The following is a 21,876-nucleotide window of genomic DNA, read 5'->3' on the forward strand; positions in this document are numbered from 1 at the left end:
AAGCATCTAAGTGTGAAACTCGCCTCGAGATGAGATTTCCCATTCAGAAATGAAGTAAGACCCCTCAGAGATGATGAGGTAGATAGGCTAGAAGTGGACATGTGGTGACACATGGAGCGGACTAGTACTAATGGTTCGAGGACTTAACCAAGTAGCAAGTGGTGTAAGGCAAGAAAAATAAGTAATTATGATTCAGTTTTGAGGGAACTAAGTTCACTCAATAAAAACGTGTCGTGATGATGGCACTGAGGTCACACCTGTTCCGATACCGAACACAGCAGTTAAGCTCAGTAGCGCCAAAAGTAGTTGGAGGATCGCCTCCTGCGAGGATAGGACATCGCGATGCAGTAATGGACGTTTAGCTCAGCTGGGAGAGCACCTGCCTTACAAGCAGGGGGTCACAGGTTCGATCCCTGTAACGTCCATTGGGTCGTTAGCTCAGTTGGTAGAGCAGTGGACTTTTAATTCATGGGTCCTGGGTTCGAGCCCCAGACGACCCATAGGAATTTATTGCACCTATAGCGCAACTGGATAGAGTGTCTGACTACGAATCAGAAGGTTGAAGGTTCGAATCCTTCTAGGTGCATTTAACAATTTAATATTTATTGTTATTTCGGGACGTAGCTCAGTTTGGTAGAGCACCTGGTTTGGGACCAGGGGGTCGCAGGTTCGAATCCTGTCGTCCCGATATTTATTCGCGGTGTAGCTCAGCTGGCTAGAGCGTCCGGTTCATACCCGGGAGGTCGAGGGTTCGATTCCCCCCGCCGCGATTAGCACAATGCGGATGTAGTACAACGGCTAGTGCTCCAGCCTTCCAAGCTGGGAATGCGGGTTCGATTCCCGTCGTCCGCTTACATAATAATCTCCAATGAATGCTTTTAATTAGTGTTTGTTGGGGATTATTTTATTTATGTAGGCCTGTTGGTTTTAATAAATTTTTCAAATGATCTGCAATGTTTTATTTAGGTTGATGCATGAACCTTATGAGTGTTATATACTAGACAGTATAAATATTTTTAGGGGAAAACTATGAAGACGGTTATTTTTGATGTTGATGGTACGTTGTTAAGTACAGAGAGTATGTATATGCAGTCTCTTATTCAAACTTTCCGTGATAGAGGGATTGAAAAATCGTATGAAGAAGTATATAAGATTTTTGGATTACCATCATTAGACGGCTTAATTAAATTAGGTGTACAAAATCCTGAAGAAATGCAACTAGCTTGGCAAAGCCATTATCATGATTTTTGGCATGAGGTCAATTTATTTGATGGCATTACGGAAATGTTGGCACAACTTAATTTAAATAGTAAACAACTTGGTATTGTTACTTCAAATACGCCAGAGGAGTTTGCTAACCATAGTAGTGATTTTGATTTCGTGAAGTATTTTGATGATTTTGTGTTTGCAGGTCAAACACCTAATATGAAACCAGCGGCTGACCCGATTTTAAAGTCATTAGAAAACCTCGATGCCGATGGTACAACGGCAATGTATATTGGTGATTCTGTCCACGATATGCAGGCTGCCCATAATGCAGGCATTAAATTTGGTATGGCAGCTTGGGGTGTTCGTGATCAGTCTGTCTTTAACAATCAGGCAGACGTGATATTTGACACCCCGTCTGCACTAGTGACCTATGTGTTAGAAAGTAAATAGATGATACTAAAGTGAAATAGCATCATATAATTTACGATAATATTTTGAAAGAAGTGAAAAAATATGGATAATCGTGCAATCGGATATTTAGATTCAGGTATTGGAGGTTTATCCGTCGTTAAGCAGGCTCTAAAACAATTGCCAAATGAACAAGTTTATTATATTGGTGATACTGCACGGATGCCTTATGGTCCTAGAACACCAGAGGAAGTTAAAAAGTTTACTTGGCAGTTAGTAGATTTTTTGATGGAGCAGGACATTAAATTATTAGTTATTGCTTGTAATACCGCTACTGCAGCCGCTTTAGACGATTTAACAAAACAATTACCAATTCCAGTGGTCGGTGTTATTCAACCAGGAATCGACGCTGCTAGTCAAGCAACAAGTATAAATAATATTGGTATTGTTGCTACGCAGGGAACGGTAAATTCGTTAGCCTACTATAATGGTCTTAAGAAAATTAATCGTAATTTTCATATCCTACAATTGGCCGCCCCAACTTTAGTGAAAATTGCTGAGCAACCCCAAAAAGATGATGCAACCGTTCAGCGATTGGTGACAAATATTTTGTCACCAATTAAAAATAGTGATGTTGATACATTAGTATTGGGATGTACTCATTTTCCATTACTTGCCAAATTTATTCAAGAAGCCGTGGGGGAACAAGTCAAGTTAGTCGATGCGGGGGCAGCTGCTGTTAATGTTGTAGAGCAAACCCTTGATAATTTTGCTATTAAACATGAAAATGATAATAGGCAGATAAGAAATACGGATAAGTATTTTACCACTGGTGATCCAGAAACTTTTGATCAGCTTGCTAAAAATTGGCTACAGATTTCTAGTTTGAGCGTACAACATGTAGACATTTGGGATGGTAAGTTAATAACTGTAGAGTAAACGAATCCTTGGAGGAATAAAAAGATGACTAAATTAATTTTTGCATCAAAGAATAAGGGGAAAATACATGAATTTCGTGAATTTTTATCACCATTTGGTGTAGAAGTTATTTCATTGAATGATTTAGATGATGTACCTGAAATTGATGAGAATGGATTGACGTTCTCTGATAATGCAACTATTAAGGCAAAAACTATTGCAGCAGCATATCAACTGCCAGTCGTTGCAGAAGATTCCGGGTTAAGTGTTGATGCATTAAATGGTGCACCTGGTGTTCATTCGGCGCGTTATGCAGGTGATCATGATGATTTGGCTAATAATAACAAATTGTTGACTGAATTAGCTAATGTTGAGAAGGAAAATCGAACAGCGACATTTCATACGGTGATTGTTGGTTTGAAACCAACAGGAGAAAAAATTGAAGCTGATGGTGCAGTTACAGGAAGTATTTTGTTCAAAGGACAGGGAACAGACGGATTTGGCTACGATCCATTGTTTTATTATGAGTCTTTGCACAAAAGTTTTGCCGAGCTGACGGCTACAGAAAAAAATAGCATTTCACATAGAGGAAATGCTTTGAGAAAATTTATGACGCTATTTAAAGATTGGTGGGAGGATTAATTATGGATTATTTAATTGTATCTGATACACACGGTGATCGACAAATTCTAGCTGATATTATTGCTCATTATAAGGGACACGTGCAGGCAATGTTTTATAATGGTGATTCTGAATTGCAACGTTCAGATGAATTATTTGATACGTTACTACCAGTAATTGGAAATATGGATGATGATTCAATGTTTCCAGATGATCGTGACTATGAAGACGAGTTTATTAAAATTTATCAAACGCACGGTCATTTAGTGCATACTGAACTATCACTCAATCAATTAAGAGAAGTTGTATCAAATAAAGATGTCGAGGTTGTTACTTCAGGCCATACACATATGCTTGGTGCTGAAAAGATTGATGGGAAGCTATTTATTAATCCTGGATCAATTTCACTACCTAAGGGACCTTATGCTTATCTCAAAGGGACATATGCAATTCTGACAGTACAACCAGAAAAATTTATCGTGCAATTTTACACACGTGATTTACAACCTGTACCAGGGTTAAAATTTGAATTTGATCGGTAATGTAAAAGATATAGTTGAAGTAAGTAGACATCCTATAAAAGTAAAGCAGTAATAAAAAAATCACGACAAAACAGTCTAACTAAAACTGTTTTATCGTGATCTTTTTATGTGTCTTTAAGTATTAGCCTTTTGGCATCCTAATTACTACCTTCTTCATAACTAACTAAGTGGAGAGCGGCATTGTTTGTATTTTGGGTGACAGATGAACTAAAGATATTTGCCAGACCTTGTGATGAAAAATCTGTGGTTTGAAGGGCATACTTATTGTCAGCTGAATCATAGACAACCATTGTTGGATAAGTATTGATTCCCATATTTGCAGCAATATTTTGATCGTCTCTTAATGAAGACAGAGTAGCTGCTGTATGATAATCTTCTAAAAAAAGTGATTTGTCTAAATTTAACTCTGCAATCGTTGATAGAACTAATTTTTCAGAATAAGGCTCATTAGCTAATAGCTGTTCTTGCATTTTTAAATAAAAAGATCGTGCAGCTTTCCGTCCTTGCGATTGGATAGCTTTTGTATCTAATACTAATTGTGATAAATTATTTGCAACAGTTGCGTAATTAGTTTTTACGGCACTGCTCTTTAATTCGTGATACGTATCTCGTACTGATTGCATGGTGACGATTGGAATCATTTTATAGGAAACGAATTGTTTCATTTCTTCAAAATAACTCATAATCAGCTTCTCTGATGTGATACTTTCAGCCGAGAGTGGTGTGACGAAGTGGTACACTTCTAACATAACAAGCGACAACCTCCAAAAAACGTTTTTATGCATACCCGTTAATAGTACGCTATCATTGCTAGTGTGTCTACATGATTTTCTTTTTTATAACAGAACTAAGAATAACCCTTTTAGTGAAAAATTGCATAAATTGAGTTTTCAAATGCGGATTATTTATTAAATAGTACTGGTAAGAACTCTTTAGTAATTGTAAAATTAAAGCATTGTGTTATTTGTTGTATCAAGCTGATTTGATTATATAATGTTCACAGCGAATACGATAATATTTTGCTTATGTCATCGATTAATGTATTCTATGGTAGTGGTTACATCAGGTTGGTTTGATTTTTGGTGACGAGACACAAATAACAGGGATACTAATGAAATTTTTGGGGGAACTAAAATGACACAAGATGAGTGGGAAAAACTACTACAACCTTATGTTCAAACAGTTGACGAATTAAAGGTTAAATTGCGTGGCATGCGCCAAGAATTTGAATTACAAGGGGTACAGACACCAGTTGAATTTGTGACAGGACGTGTGAAAACTGTCCCCGCTATTGAGGAAAAACTTGTTCGACGCCATATTAGTATGGACCGAATCGAACAGGACATGGAAGACCTGGCGGGCGTTCGAATCATGACACAGTTTACTGAAGATATTTATCGTGTCGTGGATATATTGCGTAAACGAAAAGACATGGTAATTTTGGAAGAACGAGATTACGTGACAAATGAAAAGCCATCCGGATATCGATCATATCATATTGTTATCGAGTATCCAGTGCAGTTAATTACTGGTGAAAAAAAGGTATTAGCAGAAATTCAAGTTCGAACGATGCAAATGAACGTATGGGCAACTATTGAACATGCAATTAACTATAAGTACGATGGTGAATATAGTGAAGAAATGCAAGAAAAGTTGAAAGATGCTGCGGCACTAAGCATTAAAGTAGATGAATTGTTTTCTGAACTCCATAATGGTTTATCAGAGAATTCAACAAATAATAATGTATAGAAAAAAGAAAGGCTGCTAAATGAAAATCGCTGTATATAGTAATAACGTACCACATTCTAGAGCAGTAGTTTCCTTACTAAAAGAAAAATTAATTGCTCGAAGTGAAGGGCGTGTCATCTTTGACAATGAGAAGCCTGAAGTGGTCATCACAGTTGGTGGCGATGGGACATTACTAGGTGCTTTTCATCATTACACTGATCAATTGGATACAATTCGTTTTATTGGGGTGCACACTGGGCACCTTGGCTTTTATGCAGACTGGCAATATTTTGAGTTAGATGAATTAGTAGAAAGCCTGGTCAATCAAGAAACAACTCCTAAGACGGTTAAATATCCGCTTTTGCATGCTAAAATTCATTATACTGATGGACATGAAGAAAATGTGCTAGCTTTGAATGAGGCGGCAATTAAACGTCCGCTTGGTACATTGGTTGCAGATGTTTATATCCAGAATGAATTGTTTGAACGTTTCCGTGGAGATGGTTTAACGGCATCGACACCAACAGGATCAACTGCATACAATAAAGCAATTGGTGGTGCGGTTATGCATCCTAGTCTGCAAGCCATTCAACTAGCTGAAATAGCTTCAATTAATAGTCGTGTTTTTCGAACGCTAGGATCACCGTTGATTATCGGTAATCATGAGGTTATCAAAGTGCAGTTAGAAAATGATGGTTCAGCAGTTACTTTTAGTTATGATCATTTAAATAAAATATCTTCCAATATAGATTGGATCTCTTTCCAGGTTGCTGATCAGAAAATCCAATTTGCGGAGTATCGTCATATGCACTTTTGGCATCGTGTGCAAAGCAGCTTTATTGGAACGGAGGTAAGGTAAGTGGCTCATTTTAGTTGGAAAAATCAAGGTGATAGGACACTACGAATAAAAGCATTTTTAGCACAACGAGGTGTGTCACACCGTATGTTTGCGATTATTAAGCGTGGCGGCGGACAAGTTTTGCTTAACCACAAACCAGTTAGAACTATTGATGATGTCGCGCCGGGTGATTTGGTTGAGGTAAAGATGCCTGCTGAACAGTCAAATGCAGTTGTCGCAGTTTCTAATTTACCTATTTCAGTTTTATATGAAGATGAAAATTGGTTAGTTGTTGATAAAGAAGCCGGTCTAACATCTGTACCAGGTAAAGCTGATCGGGAAACCACCATGGTTAATCGTGTCAAAGGATATTTAATGTCTGAAGGTGCAGAGGATCTTGTACCTCACGTTGTGACACGACTAGATAGATTTACGTCTGGTGTTGCGTTATTAGCAAAGCATCGATTTGCTCATGGTTTATTAGACAAGCAATTACAGACACACACAGTGGATAAGCGTTATTATGCGATTGTTGATGGGATTATTCCAGACGATCATGGTTTTATTGATGCACCGATAGGACGAATGGATGATGATTTTATTAGACGTGAAGTTCGTCCGGATGGTCGGTCATCACAAACGGAATATTGGGTAATTAATCGTATGCCTAATCAAACTTTAGTTAAAGTTCAATTACATACTGGGCGTACGCACCAAATTCGAGTGCATTTTAAATATATTGATCACCCCTTAATTGGCGATGAAATATATGGTGGGCCAATGGACCGAGGTATCAGCCGCCAAGCATTACATGCTTATTGGCTAGAATTTTATGATCCATTTAGTGAAATACAAAGACATATACAGAGTCCGTTACCTGAAGATTTAAAGCAAATTTTAACTGAAAATGCCACGGCAGACGTGGTAAGTAAGTCTTAGAATGTGGTGAATGATGGAGGAAACTTTACAAGAATTAACAGAAGACATGCGTGATGAATTATCAGAACAAGCCCGTTATTTAGTTCATTATATTGAAAATAATGACAAAGATGCTTTTTTAGATAGTTTCGATGAATTGCATACATTTGACCAGGCAATCTTTTACGTTTCATTGACAACACAGTTAAGACGGCAAATTATTGATTGGTTGAAGCCAGTTGAGTTAGCGGATATTTTTGATGAGATAGATCCTGAAGATGTTGATTTTAATGACCTGTTATCTGAAATGTCACCACATTATGCGGCAGAAATGTTAGCTGAAATGTATACCGATAATGCTGTTGATTTGATGTCCGACTTGGATACAAAGCAACTAGCGATGTACCTATCGTTAATGCCTAAAGACAGCGCTGAAGAAATTAAGCGCCTTTTGAAGTATGAAGATGATACAGCCGGCTCTTTGATGAGTACGGAATTTATCGCTATTAATCAACGGCTAACCATTAGTCAAGCCATGGTAGAGGTAAAGAAAGCTGCTCAAGAGGCAGAGCAAATCAACTACATCTATATCCTTGATGATGATGGTGTATTGGTTGGTGTTATCTCTCTAAAGTCGTTAATTGTGTGGCCAGATGCAGCGATGATTTCTGAAGTGATGGATACAAATCTAATTACCGTAGGCCCTGCTGATGATCAGGAAGAGGTCGCCAAAATTATGGCTGATTATAATTTCGTTGCTATTCCAGTAGTCGTTAAGGAAAAAATGATTGGAATGATTACTGTTGATGATATTGTTGACGTTATTGATGAAGAGGCAGCCGAAGATTATTCACGACTTGCTGGTGTTGACGTTGTTAATATAGAAGATAATCCGATTAAATCCGCAGTGAAACGGTTGCCTTGGTTGATTGGCCTGATTTTTTTGGGGATGGGAACAGCTTCTGTCATCGATGGTTATAATTATTTGGTTGCAGAGACCTCAGTATTAGCTGTTTTTATTTCATTGATAACAGGTACTGCCGGAAATGCGGGTACCCAATCATTAGCCGTTGCAGTGCGGCGAATTGCTTTGCAAGAAAAACAGTCGACATTGAAATCGCTACTATTTGAGATTTTGATTGGTGCTTTGATTGGTGTGCTTGCCGGAGTGACCATTTTCTTGGTTATCTTGGTTTGGAAAAACAACTTGTTGTTGGGCATTGCTGTTGGTTTGGCAATGGGAGTTGCTATTTTAGTCGCTAATGTAGCTGGTGCTTTTATTCCGTTGATTATGGATAAGATTGGTGTCGATCCTGCGGTTGCATCAGGACCATTTATTTCAACATTGTCCGATTTAACATCCGTTGTTGTTTATTTCAATGTTGCTAAAATTTTTATTGATCACTTTATGATGCACTAAAGTAGGATGTGCAGTTACTTGCCTATAGCACAGATTCATGTTACTATTAGGTTTGTTAATGAATATGCTCTTAATTGAGTGGCCGGATTTTTCTCGGCCGCTCATTTTTTTAAGGAGTTTATTAAATCGAGCGAATATTGTTGTGTGAAGGGAGGGTTAAAATGGCAAAAGTTACAGAGAATGTACAAGAAATTTTAAAACCCGTATTGGCTACAAAGGGTTTTGATCTTTGGGATGTTTTGTATGAAAAGCAGGACAGCGATTTTGTTCTTCGTGTACTTGTAGACCGTGTTGACGGAGAAATTAATATGGATGATTTAGTAATGTTAACCGAGTTGATTGGTAACGAACTAGATAAGATTACTCCAGATCCATTCCCACAGGCTTATCTTCTTGATGTTTCATCTCCAGGTGCTGACAGAAAATTACAGCAACCAGCAAACTTTAAATGGGCAGTTGGTAGATTTATTGAGGTGGATTTGAATAATCCGATTGCAGGATTTGAGAAGTTCACTGGTCAGTTAATTTCATTTGCGGATGATATATTGACAATGGACGTACTGTTAAAAACAAAACATCAATTAATTGAAGTTGATTTAGACAACATTCAACAAGCTCATTTATCTATTAGTCAAGATCGTATTTTGACTAGCGAAGAAGATTATGAATGGGCTCACCATAAGCTGGTTCATATTTCGACCTATCAGAAGATTGATGGTCGTAAAGAGTTTTTTGGGGAATTGAGTGATTTTACACCAGAAAGTTTAATCATCACTGATGAGTCTGATAATGAATTGACTATTCCACGTCGCGCAGTTGCACAAGCACGACAATCGAATGATTTTTAAAAATACGGAGAAACAAAAATGAGTAAGGAATTAGTATCAGCTCTTGATGCACTTGAAGAAGAAAAAGGTATCAAAGCCGAAGTTTTAATTGAAGCACTTGAAGAAGCCTTGAAGAAGGCATATGAAAAGAATTACGACGAGTCTGAAAACGTCGAAGTACAATTTGATAAGAAAAAAGGTAGCATTAAGGTGTTTGCTGTTAAGAAAGTTGTAGCTGAAATTGAAGAACCATATGAACAAATTAGTTTAGAAGAAGCGTTAGAATTAAATAAAGCCTATGAAGTTGGTGATGAAATTCGCTTTGAAGTTACACCAAAAGATTTTGGCCGACTAGCTGCACAGACTGCAAAACAAATTATTATGCAAAAAGTACGCGAAGCTGAGCGTGGTGTTGTATATGATAATTTTGTTGGATATGAAGATGAAATCATCACTGGAGAAGTAGAGCGAGAAGACTCACGTTACTTGTACATCATTTTGCCTGGTAATCAAATGGCAGCAATGAAACCAAATGATCAGATGCCTAGTGAAAACTACCAAATGGGTGATAAAATTAAGGTATTGGTTTCACAAGTACAAAATGAGCAAAAGGGTCCACAAGTCTTTGTTTCTCGTACTCATCCAGATCTTGTTAAGCGACTATTTGAAGCAGAAGTTCCTGAAGTTTTTGATGGCACTGTAGAGATTAAGTCAATTGCTCGTGAGGCGGGTGACCGATCAAAAATTGCTGTTTATTCTCATAATGAGAACCTAGATGCAGTTGGAACGATGGTTGGACAACGTGGTGCTCGTGTGCAGTCTGTTGTCACTGAATTATCTGGTGAAAACATGGATATTGTTGAATGGACTGAAGATGCAGCTGAGTTTATTAAGAATTCATTGAACCCAGCAGAAGTCGTTGAGGTTATTTTTGATCCAAATAACGACCGCGCAGCAACGGTTTTGGTTCCAGATTATCAATTATCATTAGCTATTGGTAAGCGTGGACAAAATGCACGCTTAGCAGCCCGATTAACTGGATTCAAAATTGATATTAAACCAGAGTCAGCACGTGAAGAAGCAATTGCTGAAATGGAAAATCAATCAGCAGAGACTGTTACTGATGAAAATGATGATGAAGAAATTGAATTAGACGATAATTCAGAAGAATAGGAGGTAACGCATATGAAGCCACGTAAAGTACCAATGCGTAAAGATATTGTTACTGGTGAAATGGTACCTAAAAAGGAACTTGTGCGTATTGTACGGACACCTGAAGGCGATGTCATCTTAGATCCATCCAATCGAGCAAATGGACGTGGTGCGTACATCTCTCTATCTGTCGAAGTGGCAGAGACCGCTAAGAAAAAACGTATTTTTGATAAAGTATTTGAAACCAAGCTTGAAGAACAGTTTTATGATGATTTGATTGCATATGTTGATCATCAAGCAGCACGTAAGGAGCTTTTTGGCGATGCAAAGTAAGCAAAAATTATTAAACTTATTAGGTCTTGCTAGGCGTGCAGGCAAATTAGTTACTGGTGAAGCATTAGTTTTGAATGCAATTCGTTCTGGCAAAGTAAGTTTAGTTTTTTTTGCATCAGATGGTGGTCAAACAAGTAAAAAGAAATTTACGGATAAAACAACGAGTTACAACGTTGCATTCTCAACAACACTAACTCGTCAAGAATTGGCAGATGCAACTGGATTAGCACGAACAGTGATTGGCATAGCTGATCAAGGATTTGCTAAAAAAATGCGAGAATACTTAGATAATTAGGAGGAAGTTATATGACCAAGCGAATTTATGAGTTGGCAAAGGACTTAAATGTTTCATCAAAGGATTTAGTGTCAATTGCAAATAAAGCAAACATGTCGGTTAAAAACCACATGTCTACACTAGATGATAAAGCAGTTAAGACATTGACTAATGCTGTTAAAAAGAACAATGGGTCAGCAAAGGCCAAGACAACTGAACACAAAGCACCGAAAAAGGGTGCAAACCATAATAACAACGAAAAGCAAGTAGATAATAAATCTTCTCGTCCGCAACATAATAAGCAAAAGCCACAACAAAATAATGCTAATGACGGCAATGGCGGACGTAATAATAATCGTAATTCACAAAACAAAAACCGTCGTTTCAACAATAATAACGGGAACAACCGCAACAATCGTAATAATCGACGCGGCAAGAAAAATCAAGGACGTAATCGTAATAACAACGAGCATCGCCCAGCACCAACAGTACGTAAGGATCAACCATTACCAGAGAAGCTAGTTTATTCAGTTGGAATGAACGTGCAAGATATTGCTAAATTAATTCATCGTGATGCGACTGAAATTATTAAGAAGTTATTTATGTTAGGTGTCATGGTTAATCAAAACCAGTCATTGGATGCTGACACGATTGAACTATTAGCTGCTGATTACGGTATTGATGTTGAACAAAAGGTTGAAGTAGATATTGCTGACTTGGATAAATTCTTCGAAGTTGAAGAAGAAGACAGTGAAGATATGGAAGCTCGTGCACCAGTTGTGACAATCATGGGTCACGTTGATCATGGTAAGACAACTTTGCTAGATTACCTACGTAATTCACACGTTACAGAAGGTGAAGCTGGTGGTATTACGCAACATATTGGTGCTTACCAAGCCAAGTTAAATGATCGTGTTGTGACATTCTTGGATACACCAGGTCACGCAGCCTTTACTGCAATGCGTGCACGTGGAGCGGATATTACCGATATTACTGTTTTGGTAGTCGCTGCTGATGATGGTGTGATGCCACAAACGGTTGAAGCCATTAACCACGCTAAGGCCGCCGGAACACCAATTATTGTTGCTGTTAATAAGATTGATAAGCCTGGTGCACAACCAGAAAATGTTATCAACCAGTTAATGCAATATGAGTTGGTTCCTGAAGAGTATGGTGGAGATACCATCTTTGTTAATATTTCAGCTAAGTTTGGACAAAATATTGATGAATTACTAGAGATGATTCTTTTGACAGCCGATGTTTTGGAATTGAAGGCAAATCCTAACAAGCGTGCAGCTGGTTCTGTTGTTGAAGCTCGTCTTGATAAAGGACGTGGAACGGTTGCAACCGTATTGGTACAACAAGGAACAATGCATGTCGGTGACCCAATTGTTGTTGGTAACACTTACGGACGCGTTCGAACAATGACTAATGATCGTGGACGTCGTGTTAAGTCAGCTTTGCCATCTACTCCTGTGGAAATTACAGGATTAAATGAAGTGCCATCAGCCGGAGACCACTTTGTGGTCTTTGAAGATGAAAAAACCGCGCGTGCAGCTGGTGAGGAACGTGCTAAGCGTGCTGTGATTGCAGAACGTAATCGTAATAATATTGTTTCTGTGTCTGATTTGTTTAATAAGATGGCTGAGAAGCAAATGAAGTCTGTTCCAGTCATTATTAAGGCTGATGTTCAAGGTTCAGTGGAAGCGTTAGCTGGTTCATTCCGTAAAATTGATGTGGAAGGTGTTAAGGTTGACATTATTCACACTGCCGTTGGAGCTATTAATGAATCAGATGTTACACTTGCCGAAGCATCTGGTGCGATTATTGTCGGGTTTAACGTACGTCCAACACCACAAGCAAAGCAACAAGCTGATACAGACAAGGTTGAGATTCGTTTGCACAGTGTCATTTACAATGCCATTGACGAAATTGAAGCTGCAATGAAGGGACAACTAGATCCTGAATTTGAAGAAAAAGTTGTCGGTACTGCCGAAGTCCGTGATTTGTTCAAGGTATCAAAGGTCGGTACAATTGTTGGTGGTATGGTAATGTCTGGAAAGATTACTCGCAATGCATCAGTTCGTTTGATTCGTGACGGAATTGTTATTTTTGATGGTAAGATTGGTTCATTACGTCGTTACAAGGACGATGTTAAGGAAGTCAAGAATGGCTATGACTTTGGTCTAACGATTGAAAAGTACAATGATGAAAAAGTTGGTGATACGATTGAAGCGTACGAAATGGTTGAAATTCCACGCTAATTGATTTCACAATGCATATTGATGGGAGGAAATTAATATGGCACAACAAAATTTTCGAGTTGGTCGTTTAGAACAAGAAATTCAGCGCGAAGTTAATGATTTATTATTAAAGCGAATTCGTGATCCACGTATTGAGGGAGTTACTGTTACTGGTGTAGAGGTGACGGGTGACTTACAACAAGCAAAAGTCTTTTATAGTGTGTTATCAGAACTAGCTTCAGTTAACAAAAAAGCTGCGGAAGGTCTTGATGCGGCAACCGGCTTAATTCGTAAAGAATTAGGGTCTCGTTTACGTATTTATAAAACACCAGAGCTAAAGTTTGTTAAAGATGAATCTATTCAATATGGTAATAAAATTGATGATTTGATTCGTCAATTACACCAAGACTAATCATACTTATAACCAATACGTATGAGAATAATTAATGAAAGGGCGTTTTTTACCAGTAAATTTTTGGTACGAAACCCCTTTTTATATACATATAATTAATCCACAATAGAGGGGCGGAAATATGGACGGAATTTTACCAATTTATAAAGAAGCAGGGATGACTTCACATGATGTTGTTTCTAAACTACGGCGTATTTTAAATATGAAAAAAATTGGCCACGCCGGAACCCTCGATCCAAGTGTTGATGGTGTTTTGCCAATCGCACTGGGTAAGGCTACAAAAACAATAGAATTTTTACAAGAAACGGGGAAAACGTACACCGGTGAAATTACATTTGGTATTGCAACAACTACTGAGGATATGGATGGTGAAGTTATCGAGACACAGCAACTCACAACGCCATTTCCTTCTGATAAAATACTTGCGGGAATGCACGAGTTAACTGGGCACATCACGCAAGTACCACCAATGTATTCTGCTGTGAAAGTGAATGGACGCCGTTTATATGATTATGCGCGGGCGGGTGAAACAGTTGAACGTCCAAAGCGTGAAGCAACAATTTATGAATTTGAAATGACTTCAGACCCAGTTTTTGATGAAAAGAAAGGAACCCAGACGTTTTCATTTTTAGCCAAGGTATCTAAAGGGACTTATATCAGAACGCTAGCTGTTGACCTAGGGAAGCAATTACAAGTGCCTTCAGTGATGAGCCAATTAACAAGGGTCAGTGCCGGAGGATATGATATTAAACAAGCCCGTCATTTAGAAGATATTGCACAACGTATGGTAGAAGAAGGTACTTTAGGTGACTGGTTAATGCCCCTGTCAACAGCCGTTGAACAATATCCACACGTGGCCTTAACTGATGCACAATGGGATCGAATAAAGCACGGTATTGGACAACCGGCTAGTTTATTCGAACCAATTACAGAAAAGATTGTTTTGACATATCAAGGTGATGTAAAATCTGTTTTTGCTTGGCGACCTGATAAAAACCAATATCGGGCTTATCGAACTTTTTCAATAGAATAATCTATACTTATCATAATATGCGTGTGTAATGTATACACTAAAAAACAAAGAGAAGAAGGATTTAATGATGGAAGTTATTTATTTGCATCATCCATATGAGGCAAGTCAAATAAAAAAAGAACCAGTTGTTTTAGCAATGGGCTTTTTTGACGGTGTGCACGCTGGTCATCGTACGGTTATCAAACGTGCAGCCGATGAAGCTAAAAAAAGGGGAACTAAGTTAGCAGTTTTAACTTATGATCATCATCCATCGATTGCATTTAAAACATATAATAAGCCTCTGACTTATTTAACTAGATTACCTAAAAAATTGGAATTATTAGCAGAACTTGGTGTGGAGTTAACTTATGTCGTTAACTTTACATCCGAATTTGCGCAATTAAAGCCACAAGATTTTGTCGACCAATATATGGTAGGATTGCACGCTCAGGCGGTTGTTGCCGGATTTGATCATACCTATGGGCCTGAAAATTCGGACATGAAACATTTACCACAGTATGCTCAAAACCGTTTTGATGTTATTGAGGTGCAACAGGTTAATGTAGACGGTAAAGAAAGTGCCTCAACGCTTGCACGAAAGCTGGTTGATGACGGTCGTTTAGACACGCTAAAACATATATTATTGCGCCCATACGAAACGACGGGGGTAATTGTGCATGGAGAAGCACGTGGACGTGAACTCGGATTTCCAACAGCCAATGTTGAAACAACACCAGGCGAGAGATTGCCGGCGGTTGGCGTATATGTAGTAGAAATGAAGATTGGTCAAACATGGTATCCTGGGATGGCCTCGATTGGGTATAATGTGACTTTTGGTGAAAATAGACCGAAGACCGTTGAAATTAATTTATTTAATTTTAGTCGTGCCATTTATGGTGAAAATGTTCAAGTTCGTTGGCATCATTATTTGCGCGGTGAAGTAAAATTTGATAATGTGCAAGATCTTATTGACCAATTGGCTGAAGATGAAAAACAATCACAAGTACTCTTATCAAAGCTATAGTCTGAAAGGGGATTGATAACTAATATGTCATTCGATGGACTTTTTACACACGCAATGGTGCAAGAATTAAATGAGACTTTGGCTGGTGGCCGAATAATGAAAATTCATCAACCATATGCTAATGAAATATTTTTAATAGTTCGACATAATCGACAAAATTTTCCAGTCTTACTGAGTGCCCATCCAGCATTTGCCCGGGCTCAAATTTCAAGAATCAAATATACTAATCCACAAACTGCACCAAACTTTGCTATGATGCTTCGTAAGCATCTTGAAGGTTCAAGACTAATCAAAGTTGAGCAGGTTGAAAATGATCGTATTATTAGACTAGTTACTTCAGGCCGTGATGAACTAGGGGATGAAGAACAAACAACATTGATTTTAGAGATGATGGGCCGTCATTCAAATTTATTTCTGGTTGATGAAAAAACACAGCGCATTATTGACCTAATCAAGCATGTACCAGCTGATCAGAATCGCGTGCGTACATTGATGCCTGGTGGAACCTATGTTTTACCACCTAAACAAAATGTTATTAATCCATTCAAGAGTTTAGATGGTTTAGCTAACGTTATTTTAGATAATCCGAAAGTTGACGATTTAGCTAAAAATATTCAACAGCAGTTTCAAGGATTTGCCCGTGACTCAGCAAATGAATTAGCCCATGTTTTACAACAATCAGGTGATGCATTGGCACTAGCAACAGCTTGGTTAGACCAGTTTAATAAGCCAAAGCCAGAATTGATCACGACGGACCGTGGGGTTACCTTTACGCCATTTAATTGGATAACAGTTTCTGGTAATACAACCACATATGACTCATTGAGCGAGCTATTAGATGCTTATTTTGCGGAAAAGTCTGAACATGATCGTGTGCAGCAACAAGCGGTCATTGTTTTAAGGACCGTCCGTAATGAATTGAAAAAGAATAAGAAAAAAATTGAGAAGCAAAATAATGAATTGTTGAAAGCTGATCACGCTGACGAATATCGTGTAAAAGGTGAGCTATTAACCACGTACATGTCTCAAATTAAGCGTGGGATGACGGAAATAACCTTACCTAATTATTATGATGATAATAAATCATTAAAAATAACTTTGTCTAATCAAATTGGTCCATCTCAGAATGCTCAAAAGTATTTTACAAAGTATAATAAGCTAAAGAATTCTGTGAAATATTTGAATTCACAGATTGCGCTAGCGCAACAGGAAGTTGATTATTTCGAAACCTTATTGGCACAGATTGATATTGCTTCACCTAAGGATATAGCTGAAATTAGGGAAGAATTAACACAAGAAGGTTATTTGCGTGTGCAACATAAGAAGAAGCAGAAGCCAAAGGTTAGTCAACCTGAAAAGTTCTACGCTACAGATGGTACATTGATTGAAGTTGGTAAAAATAATTTGCAAAATGAACGGTTGTCTATGAAGACTGCAGCAAAATCTGATATTTGGTTGCACACAAAAGATATTCCGGGATCACACGTTATCATTCATGATAATGAACCGACAGAACAAACTTTGTATGAGGGTGCGATGCTGGCAGCTTATTTTTCAAAAGCACGAGAATCAGCTAATGTCCCGGTAGATTACTTACCAGTCAGACGATTAAGAAAACCAAATGGTTCGAAACCAGGATTCGTTATTTTTGAAGGACAAACAACGATGACAGTTACACCAGAACTGCAATTAGTGCAAAAATTACGACAAAATAATTAAGAAAGACTTTAGGGTCAGGTTAACCACGTGTATTAGCCTGACTTTTTTAGTATCTTATTTATAAAAAGTATCTCGTTAAAGTACGCAGATACATGAACAATTATTAAATGATATGTTGAACTAGTAGTGGAGGGGCATAATGGAAAAAGAAATTGCATTGGCCGATATACCAACAATGGAGGCTGCAATTAATGCTGGTGTGAATCGAGTTGAGTTAAATGCCAATCTTGAAGTGGGTGGTTTAACGCCAGATCCTGATACTGTTGCTAGAGCTGTTCAGTTAGCTGCAAAGTCTGATATTGATTTGGTTGTCATGATTCGCCCTCGAGCTGGTAATTTCAATTATAACTATGATGAAATTGAAACAATGCGGCAATCTATCCTAACTTTTAAAAGTTTAGGTGTACAAACGGTTACTTTTGGGATTGTCGATGAAAAAGGGCGCCTAGCGCGTCACCATATGTTGAAATTACTTGAGGCATCAAAGCCGATGAAAGTTGTTTGTCACATGGCCTTTGACGCCATTGACTCGACTTGTCAGTTACAGGCTTTGCAGTGGCTACATCAATATGGCGTTATTCGTGTATTAACGCATGGTGGTGCTTTACAGGCGGGTATCCAGGAGACGTTGCCCCATTTACAAGAAATTGTTGCAATGGCGCCTAATGGACTAACTATTATGCCTGGTGGTGGTGTATCCTATATGAATGCAACTGAGATAGCAACTGTTCTTGGAGTAAAAGATGTTCATGGCTCAAAAATTGTGAGATTGCCACGAGTTAAAGATCGGCAAGCTTGCAATTAAATGGAGGTTAAAATGAAAACGATTCTTGAAGCGCTAAGGCATACTGAAAAACAATATAAAACGGTTTTAACAAAAATCACTAAAGATAGTGGGATAACTATTGCCGAATGGCAATTATTGCAGCATCTAGATGATGCAATTGATACACAGGATAAATTATCTATCGATATGGGCTTAGATAATTCAACCTTGTCGCGACAGTTGCATTCGTTAATTAAAAAAGAATTGATTGCCAGTGAAGCGATTGGCAAAGACCACAGACAGTTGATATATAAGCTTACCTTACTTGGTTCAGATACTTTGCATGAAATTAATGAACAACATAAATCTTTTCAGGATAATGTCTTTCAATTATGGTCAGATGAGGAAACTAGTATGCTCCAAATTTTGTTGAATCGACTCAGCAAATCAATGAATAAGCCCTTTTAAATGGATAATAACTGGCACAGAATGAAAACCTGGCTGATTTGTGGTATGATTTTACGAGTACTTAAGTCATTATATATACAAGAATAAGTTCTTAGCCTAGTTAATTACATATAAAAAGACTACGAAGAACACATAGGATGGTAATTTACGTGTCCGATGACTTTGAAAGGATTGAATTAAGATGAAACTTGCAGTCGTAACTGATTCAACAGCATATCTGGATCAAGAAGAAATTGATAAATATGATATTAAGGTTGTTTCAATACCAGTTATAATCGATGGTGTAACTTACCATGAGGGTATTGATATCACAACTGAAGAGTTTTATGAAAAATTAGCCGCATCTTCAGAATTTCCGACAACGTCACAACCAGCTGTTGGTGATTGGCTATCATTATTTGATTCATTAAAACTTGAGGGTTATGAAGGTGCTATTGTGATTAACTTAGCAGCCACTATTTCGGGAACTGTGAATACAGTTGCCGGTTTGGACAACATGGTTGATGATTTTAAAGTTTATGGTTATGATTCAAAGATAACAGTCCGTTTAATGGGCCACTTAGTAATGAAGGCTGCCCAATTGGCTCAAAAGGATGAACCAATCGATAACATACTTAAGAAGTTGGATGAACTATCAGCAACAATTGATGAGTGCTTTATTGTTGATGATTTGCAAAACTTGGTTCGAGGTGGTCGCTTGTCTAATGCTTCTGCATTTATCGGAACCATGTTAAAAATTAAGCCCTTACTAACTTTTGATGATGAAACCAATCACATTGTGCCATTTGAGAAAGTACGTTCAATGAAAAAGGCCATGCAACGGGCTGAAGTGTTGTTTGCACAGGCAAAAGAAACGGCTGATTATCCAATACGGGCAATGGTTATTCAAGGAAATGATAAAGAAGCTGGCCAGGCATGGCATGATAAGTTGCAAAAGGAATACCCAGATATCCGTATTGAGTTTAGTTATATTGGTCCAGTTATTGGTGCGCATCTAGGAAAGGGTGCTCTCGCATTGGCATGGCTACGAGAACCAGATTCGTTATAAAATAATTGGTAAACTATCAAATTTTTGATTTAGTTATAAAGACCAGATTAACAGTTTTTGTATATCAGTTAATTGAAAAACAATTAAAAAAATGAGATAATTAGTCATAATGAATTACAAGAAAACGGGGAATTAAATACTATGGCCCAAGTAAAAATTGTCACTGATTCGACAGCGATGTTATTGCCAGATGAAATTGAAAAGTACGATATAAAAGTTATTCCATTAACAATTACAATAGATGATGTCACTTATCAAGACGGCATTACTATTTCACCAGTTGAGTTTATGGATAAGATGGCGGCATCTAAAAACTTACCACAGACTTCTCAACCGGCTTTAGGTGTTTTCACTGAAATTTATGAACCACTAGTTGCTGACGGTTCGTCAGTCATTTCAATTCATTTAACGAAGGGATTGTCTGGTTCTGTTGATGCAGCCAGACAAGCTGCCATGATGGTCGATGGTGACGTGACTGTCATTGATTCAGATTTGATTGACCGTTCATTGGGGATGGTTGTCTTGGCAGCTGCTGAGAAGGCCGCTACAGGAGCAAGTCGTGATGAAGTGTTAGCTGAAATCAATGCGGTAAAGGCAAAGACTGAACAATACGTACTTGTTTCAAAACTTGATAATTTAGTTGCTGGTGGACGTTTGTCAAAGACAGCTGGTCTATTGGCAGGTATGTTAAACATTCATATTGGTGCTCACGTTGTTAAAGGGAATATCAACGTTGAGACAAAAGGGCGTGGTGTTAAGTCAACCAAAGCGTACTTACGAAAGATTATAGAAATATTGCAGGCTGCACCAAATGGGGTCCATGCTATTGGTATTTCGACCGCAGGTATCCCTGACAAAAGAGAAGCATTAGGCGAACAATTACGAAAGCTTTTCCCAGGGGTAGAAATTGTTTTGCAACAGACGACACCGGTAGTTGCAACGCACACAGGTGATGATGCAATTGGCTTTAGTTACCAATTAAATTAATCGATTAATAATAGATTTTAAGTATAAAGAGAGGTTGGGACAATAAACGTTCCAACCTTTTTGTGTGGTTGTAAAATATGGTAAAATGATTAGTTAGGTTATTATTAATCACTGACTAGAAAGGAGTCACCTGTTATGCAAAGAAAGATGTATTTATTTTTAGCCAGTTTATTTGCTTTTTTTATTGTTGGTATAGGTACCGTAAACGCAGATAATAAAGAAAAAATTAATTTAGTTGCTGTCGGTGACTCATTAACTGAAGGAATTGGGGATACAACCAAGCAGCAGGGATATACTAAGAGGACTGCAAAGAAACTTACCAAAAAGTATGATGTGGATGTTAATACGTCAAATTATGGAAAAGCTGGTGATCGTTCTGACCAAATTTTGGCACGAATCAAAGCAAATTCTCAAGCAAAAAAAAATATTAAGCAGGCCGATGCTATTGTTTTAACGGTTGGTGGTAATGATTTGCAGCAGACCCTATTTAAGGCAGTCTTTTCTAAATCTCAATCTGCAGTGACGAAACATGTTGAACAGGCTATGCCGGATTATACCGAACATCTGACTGAACTAACTGATTTTCTAAAAAAACAAAATAAAGATGCACCGATATATTTATTTGGTAACTATAATCCGTTATACGTTTACCTAGCAAATCGAGAAGACTTAAATGATGACGTCAAGATATATAATGATATCAATGCAAATTTGGCGTCTGTGGATGATCGCATTTATTATGTATCCACATTTAAAACATTGACTTTCGGGCAATATAAGACGAAAGCGTCTCGTGAAAAATTACGGAAAACATCTCAGAATGCTAATCGTGGTTCATTAAACAATAAAGTTGTAACCAAAACATTAACTGCTGAGAAAAATGTCGAACTAAATCGATATATCACGACACAAGATCACTACCATCCAAATAACTTAGGTTATGATAAAATGAGTACACTATTGGTTAAAAAAATGTCAGGAAATAAACAGGACTGGTTGAAGAAATAAT

At 37.8% G+C, this 21,876-nt stretch carries 23 protein-coding genes, 6 tRNA genes and 2 rRNA genes; 30 read left to right on the forward strand and 1 reads right to left on the reverse strand.

Annotated elements, in window-relative coordinates; translation table 11 throughout:
• The 12 genes from FFM62_RS03425 to FFM62_RS03480 all read left to right on the forward strand — a co-directional run.
• Positions 1-151, forward strand: a 23S ribosomal RNA gene (locus FFM62_RS03425); the annotation flags it as partial.
• A 78-nt stretch (positions 152-229) separates the two neighbouring features.
• Positions 230-346: ribosomal RNA gene (gene rrf / locus FFM62_RS03430) — 5S ribosomal RNA — on the forward strand.
• 6 nt (positions 347-352) lie between these two features.
• Positions 353-425 (forward strand) — tRNA-Val (locus tag FFM62_RS03435).
• 2 nt (positions 426-427) lie between these two features.
• Positions 428-500, forward strand: a tRNA-Lys gene (locus FFM62_RS03440).
• A 12-nt stretch (positions 501-512) separates the two neighbouring features.
• Positions 513-586: transfer RNA gene (locus tag FFM62_RS03445), tRNA-Arg, on the forward strand.
• 28 nt (positions 587-614) lie between these two features.
• A tRNA-Pro gene (locus FFM62_RS03450) sits at positions 615-688 on the forward strand.
• Positions 689-696: 8 nt separating this feature from the next.
• Positions 697-770 (forward strand) — tRNA-Met (locus tag FFM62_RS03455).
• A 10-nt stretch (positions 771-780) separates the two neighbouring features.
• Positions 781-852 (forward strand) — tRNA-Gly (locus FFM62_RS03460).
• 177 nt (positions 853-1,029) lie between these two features.
• Complete coding sequence (locus tag FFM62_RS03465; RefSeq protein ID WP_115470762.1) at positions 1,030-1,659, forward strand: HAD family hydrolase; 630 nt, start codon at positions 1,030-1,032, stop codon at positions 1,657-1,659.
• Between the two features lie 63 nt (positions 1,660-1,722).
• On the forward strand, positions 1,723-2,556 hold the full coding sequence (gene murI / locus FFM62_RS03470) for a glutamate racemase (protein ID WP_115470763.1): 834 nt from the start codon (positions 1,723-1,725) through the stop codon (positions 2,554-2,556).
• 24 nt (positions 2,557-2,580) lie between these two features.
• Positions 2,581-3,177, forward strand: coding sequence for an XTP/dITP diphosphatase (locus FFM62_RS03475; RefSeq protein ID WP_115470764.1), 597 nt, complete (start codon positions 2,581-2,583; stop codon positions 3,175-3,177).
• Positions 3,178-3,179: 2 nt separating this feature from the next.
• The gene (locus FFM62_RS03480; protein ID WP_115470765.1) at positions 3,180-3,698 is read left to right on the forward strand and encodes a YfcE family phosphodiesterase; all 519 of its coding nucleotides are present in this window, start codon (positions 3,180-3,182) and stop codon (positions 3,696-3,698) included.
• 137 nt (positions 3,699-3,835) lie between these two features.
• Here the strand turns inward: FFM62_RS03480 and FFM62_RS03485 are convergent, their stop codons facing one another.
• Positions 3,836-4,447, reverse strand: coding sequence for a DsbA family protein (locus tag FFM62_RS03485; protein WP_165845884.1), 612 nt, complete (start codon positions 4,445-4,447; stop codon positions 3,836-3,838).
• Positions 4,448-4,832: 385 nt separating this feature from the next.
• On the opposite strand from FFM62_RS03485, the gene FFM62_RS03490 reads away from it, so the two are divergent.
• The 18 genes from FFM62_RS03490 to FFM62_RS03575 all read left to right on the forward strand — a co-directional run bounded on the left by FFM62_RS03490 (position 4,833) and on the right by FFM62_RS03575 (position 21,875).
• Positions 4,833-5,447 carry a GTP pyrophosphokinase gene (locus FFM62_RS03490; RefSeq protein WP_115470767.1) on the forward strand — a complete coding sequence of 205 codons (615 nt, stop codon included), beginning with the start codon at positions 4,833-4,835 and terminating at the stop codon, positions 5,445-5,447.
• A 19-nt stretch (positions 5,448-5,466) separates the two neighbouring features.
• The gene (locus FFM62_RS03495; protein WP_115470768.1) at positions 5,467-6,285 is read left to right on the forward strand and encodes an NAD kinase; all 819 of its coding nucleotides are present in this window, start codon (positions 5,467-5,469) and stop codon (positions 6,283-6,285) included.
• Positions 6,286-7,203: an RluA family pseudouridine synthase gene (locus FFM62_RS03500; protein WP_115470769.1), complete on the forward strand. Its 918-nt coding sequence runs from the start codon at positions 6,286-6,288 to the stop codon at positions 7,201-7,203. It abuts the gene before it with no gap.
• A 13-nt stretch (positions 7,204-7,216) separates the two neighbouring features.
• On the forward strand, positions 7,217-8,602 hold the full coding sequence (mgtE, locus tag FFM62_RS03505) for a magnesium transporter (RefSeq protein ID WP_371851236.1): 1,386 nt from the start codon (positions 7,217-7,219) through the stop codon (positions 8,600-8,602).
• Positions 8,603-8,763: 161 nt separating this feature from the next.
• Positions 8,764-9,450, forward strand: a complete 687-nt coding sequence (locus FFM62_RS03510) for a ribosome maturation factor RimP (protein WP_115470770.1) — start codon at positions 8,764-8,766, stop codon at positions 9,448-9,450.
• Positions 9,451-9,468: 18 nt separating this feature from the next.
• Positions 9,469-10,602, forward strand: a complete 1,134-nt coding sequence (gene nusA / locus FFM62_RS03515; protein WP_115470771.1) for a transcription termination factor NusA — start codon at positions 9,469-9,471, stop codon at positions 10,600-10,602.
• A gap of 12 nt (positions 10,603-10,614) precedes the next feature.
• Positions 10,615-10,914 carry an RNase P modulator RnpM gene (gene rnpM / locus FFM62_RS03520; protein ID WP_115470772.1) on the forward strand — a complete coding sequence of 100 codons (300 nt, stop codon included), beginning with the start codon at positions 10,615-10,617 and terminating at the stop codon, positions 10,912-10,914.
• Complete coding sequence (locus FFM62_RS03525) at positions 10,904-11,209, forward strand: YlxQ-related RNA-binding protein (protein WP_075269853.1); 306 nt, start codon at positions 10,904-10,906, stop codon at positions 11,207-11,209. The genes rnpM and FFM62_RS03525 overlap by 11 nt, the downstream gene beginning before the upstream one ends.
• A gap of 11 nt (positions 11,210-11,220) precedes the next feature.
• Complete coding sequence (infB, locus tag FFM62_RS03530) at positions 11,221-13,452, forward strand: translation initiation factor IF-2 (protein WP_115470773.1); 2,232 nt, start codon at positions 11,221-11,223, stop codon at positions 13,450-13,452.
• Between the two features lie 37 nt (positions 13,453-13,489).
• Positions 13,490-13,843 carry a 30S ribosome-binding factor RbfA gene (rbfA, locus tag FFM62_RS03535; protein WP_075269851.1) on the forward strand — a complete coding sequence of 118 codons (354 nt, stop codon included), beginning with the start codon at positions 13,490-13,492 and terminating at the stop codon, positions 13,841-13,843.
• Positions 13,844-13,964: 121 nt separating this feature from the next.
• Positions 13,965-14,876, forward strand: a complete 912-nt coding sequence (gene truB, locus FFM62_RS03540) for a tRNA pseudouridine(55) synthase TruB (RefSeq protein ID WP_115470774.1) — start codon at positions 13,965-13,967, stop codon at positions 14,874-14,876.
• Positions 14,877-14,943: 67 nt separating this feature from the next.
• Positions 14,944-15,879: a riboflavin biosynthesis protein RibF gene (gene ribF / locus FFM62_RS03545; protein ID WP_115470775.1), complete on the forward strand. Its 936-nt coding sequence runs from the start codon at positions 14,944-14,946 to the stop codon at positions 15,877-15,879.
• A 24-nt stretch (positions 15,880-15,903) separates the two neighbouring features.
• On the forward strand, positions 15,904-17,598 hold the full coding sequence (locus FFM62_RS03550; RefSeq protein ID WP_115470776.1) for an NFACT RNA binding domain-containing protein: 1,695 nt from the start codon (positions 15,904-15,906) through the stop codon (positions 17,596-17,598).
• A 139-nt stretch (positions 17,599-17,737) separates the two neighbouring features.
• Positions 17,738-18,403 (forward strand): copper homeostasis protein CutC, encoded by a 666-nt coding sequence (locus tag FFM62_RS03555; RefSeq protein WP_115470777.1) that lies wholly within the window; start codon positions 17,738-17,740, stop codon positions 18,401-18,403.
• A gap of 12 nt (positions 18,404-18,415) precedes the next feature.
• The gene (locus FFM62_RS03560) at positions 18,416-18,832 is read left to right on the forward strand and encodes a MarR family winged helix-turn-helix transcriptional regulator (protein ID WP_165845885.1); all 417 of its coding nucleotides are present in this window, start codon (positions 18,416-18,418) and stop codon (positions 18,830-18,832) included.
• A 181-nt stretch (positions 18,833-19,013) separates the two neighbouring features.
• A complete protein-coding gene (locus FFM62_RS03565; protein WP_115470779.1) occupies positions 19,014-19,880 on the forward strand; it encodes a DegV family protein in 867 nt (288 codons plus the stop codon).
• Between the two features lie 141 nt (positions 19,881-20,021).
• On the forward strand, positions 20,022-20,867 hold the full coding sequence (locus FFM62_RS03570; protein ID WP_115470780.1) for a DegV family protein: 846 nt from the start codon (positions 20,022-20,024) through the stop codon (positions 20,865-20,867).
• A 135-nt stretch (positions 20,868-21,002) separates the two neighbouring features.
• Positions 21,003-21,875, forward strand: coding sequence for a GDSL-type esterase/lipase family protein (locus FFM62_RS03575; protein WP_115470781.1), 873 nt, complete (start codon positions 21,003-21,005; stop codon positions 21,873-21,875).
• The last annotated feature ends 1 nt before the right edge of the window (position 21,876 follow it).

Source organism: Weissella thailandensis (assembly GCF_005405465.1).
GTDB lineage: Bacteria > Bacillota > Bacilli > Lactobacillales > Lactobacillaceae > Weissella > Weissella thailandensis.

Coding starts and splice junctions, on each gene's coding strand:
- FFM62_RS03555 (WP_115470777.1), top strand. CDS start 17,738: ATGGAAAAAGAAATTGCATTGGCCGATATACCAACAATGGAGGCTGCA.
- rbfA (WP_075269851.1), top strand. CDS start 13,490: ATGGCACAACAAAATTTTCGAGTTGGTCGTTTAGAACAAGAAATTCAG.
- truB (WP_115470774.1), top strand. CDS start 13,965: ATGGACGGAATTTTACCAATTTATAAAGAAGCAGGGATGACTTCACAT.
- FFM62_RS03490 (WP_115470767.1), top strand. CDS start 4,833: ATGACACAAGATGAGTGGGAAAAACTACTACAACCTTATGTTCAAACA.
- FFM62_RS03560 (WP_165845885.1), top strand. CDS start 18,416: ATGAAAACGATTCTTGAAGCGCTAAGGCATACTGAAAAACAATATAAA.
- FFM62_RS03485 (WP_165845884.1), bottom strand. CDS start 4,447: ATGTTAGAAGTGTACCACTTCGTCACACCACTCTCGGCTGAAAGTATC.
- murI (WP_115470763.1), top strand. CDS start 1,723: ATGGATAATCGTGCAATCGGATATTTAGATTCAGGTATTGGAGGTTTA.
- nusA (WP_115470771.1), top strand. CDS start 9,469: ATGAGTAAGGAATTAGTATCAGCTCTTGATGCACTTGAAGAAGAAAAA.
- FFM62_RS03565 (WP_115470779.1), top strand. CDS start 19,014: ATGAAACTTGCAGTCGTAACTGATTCAACAGCATATCTGGATCAAGAA.
- FFM62_RS03510 (WP_115470770.1), top strand. CDS start 8,764: ATGGCAAAAGTTACAGAGAATGTACAAGAAATTTTAAAACCCGTATTG.
- rnpM (WP_115470772.1), top strand. CDS start 10,615: ATGAAGCCACGTAAAGTACCAATGCGTAAAGATATTGTTACTGGTGAA.
- infB (WP_115470773.1), top strand. CDS start 11,221: ATGACCAAGCGAATTTATGAGTTGGCAAAGGACTTAAATGTTTCATCA.
- FFM62_RS03570 (WP_115470780.1), top strand. CDS start 20,022: ATGGCCCAAGTAAAAATTGTCACTGATTCGACAGCGATGTTATTGCCA.
- FFM62_RS03495 (WP_115470768.1), top strand. CDS start 5,467: ATGAAAATCGCTGTATATAGTAATAACGTACCACATTCTAGAGCAGTA.
- FFM62_RS03480 (WP_115470765.1), top strand. CDS start 3,180: ATGGATTATTTAATTGTATCTGATACACACGGTGATCGACAAATTCTA.
- FFM62_RS03525 (WP_075269853.1), top strand. CDS start 10,904: ATGCAAAGTAAGCAAAAATTATTAAACTTATTAGGTCTTGCTAGGCGT.
- mgtE (WP_371851236.1), top strand. CDS start 7,217: ATGGAGGAAACTTTACAAGAATTAACAGAAGACATGCGTGATGAATTA.
- ribF (WP_115470775.1), top strand. CDS start 14,944: ATGGAAGTTATTTATTTGCATCATCCATATGAGGCAAGTCAAATAAAA.
- FFM62_RS03465 (WP_115470762.1), top strand. CDS start 1,030: ATGAAGACGGTTATTTTTGATGTTGATGGTACGTTGTTAAGTACAGAG.
- FFM62_RS03475 (WP_115470764.1), top strand. CDS start 2,581: ATGACTAAATTAATTTTTGCATCAAAGAATAAGGGGAAAATACATGAA.
- FFM62_RS03550 (WP_115470776.1), top strand. CDS start 15,904: ATGTCATTCGATGGACTTTTTACACACGCAATGGTGCAAGAATTAAAT.
- FFM62_RS03575 (WP_115470781.1), top strand. CDS start 21,003: ATGCAAAGAAAGATGTATTTATTTTTAGCCAGTTTATTTGCTTTTTTT.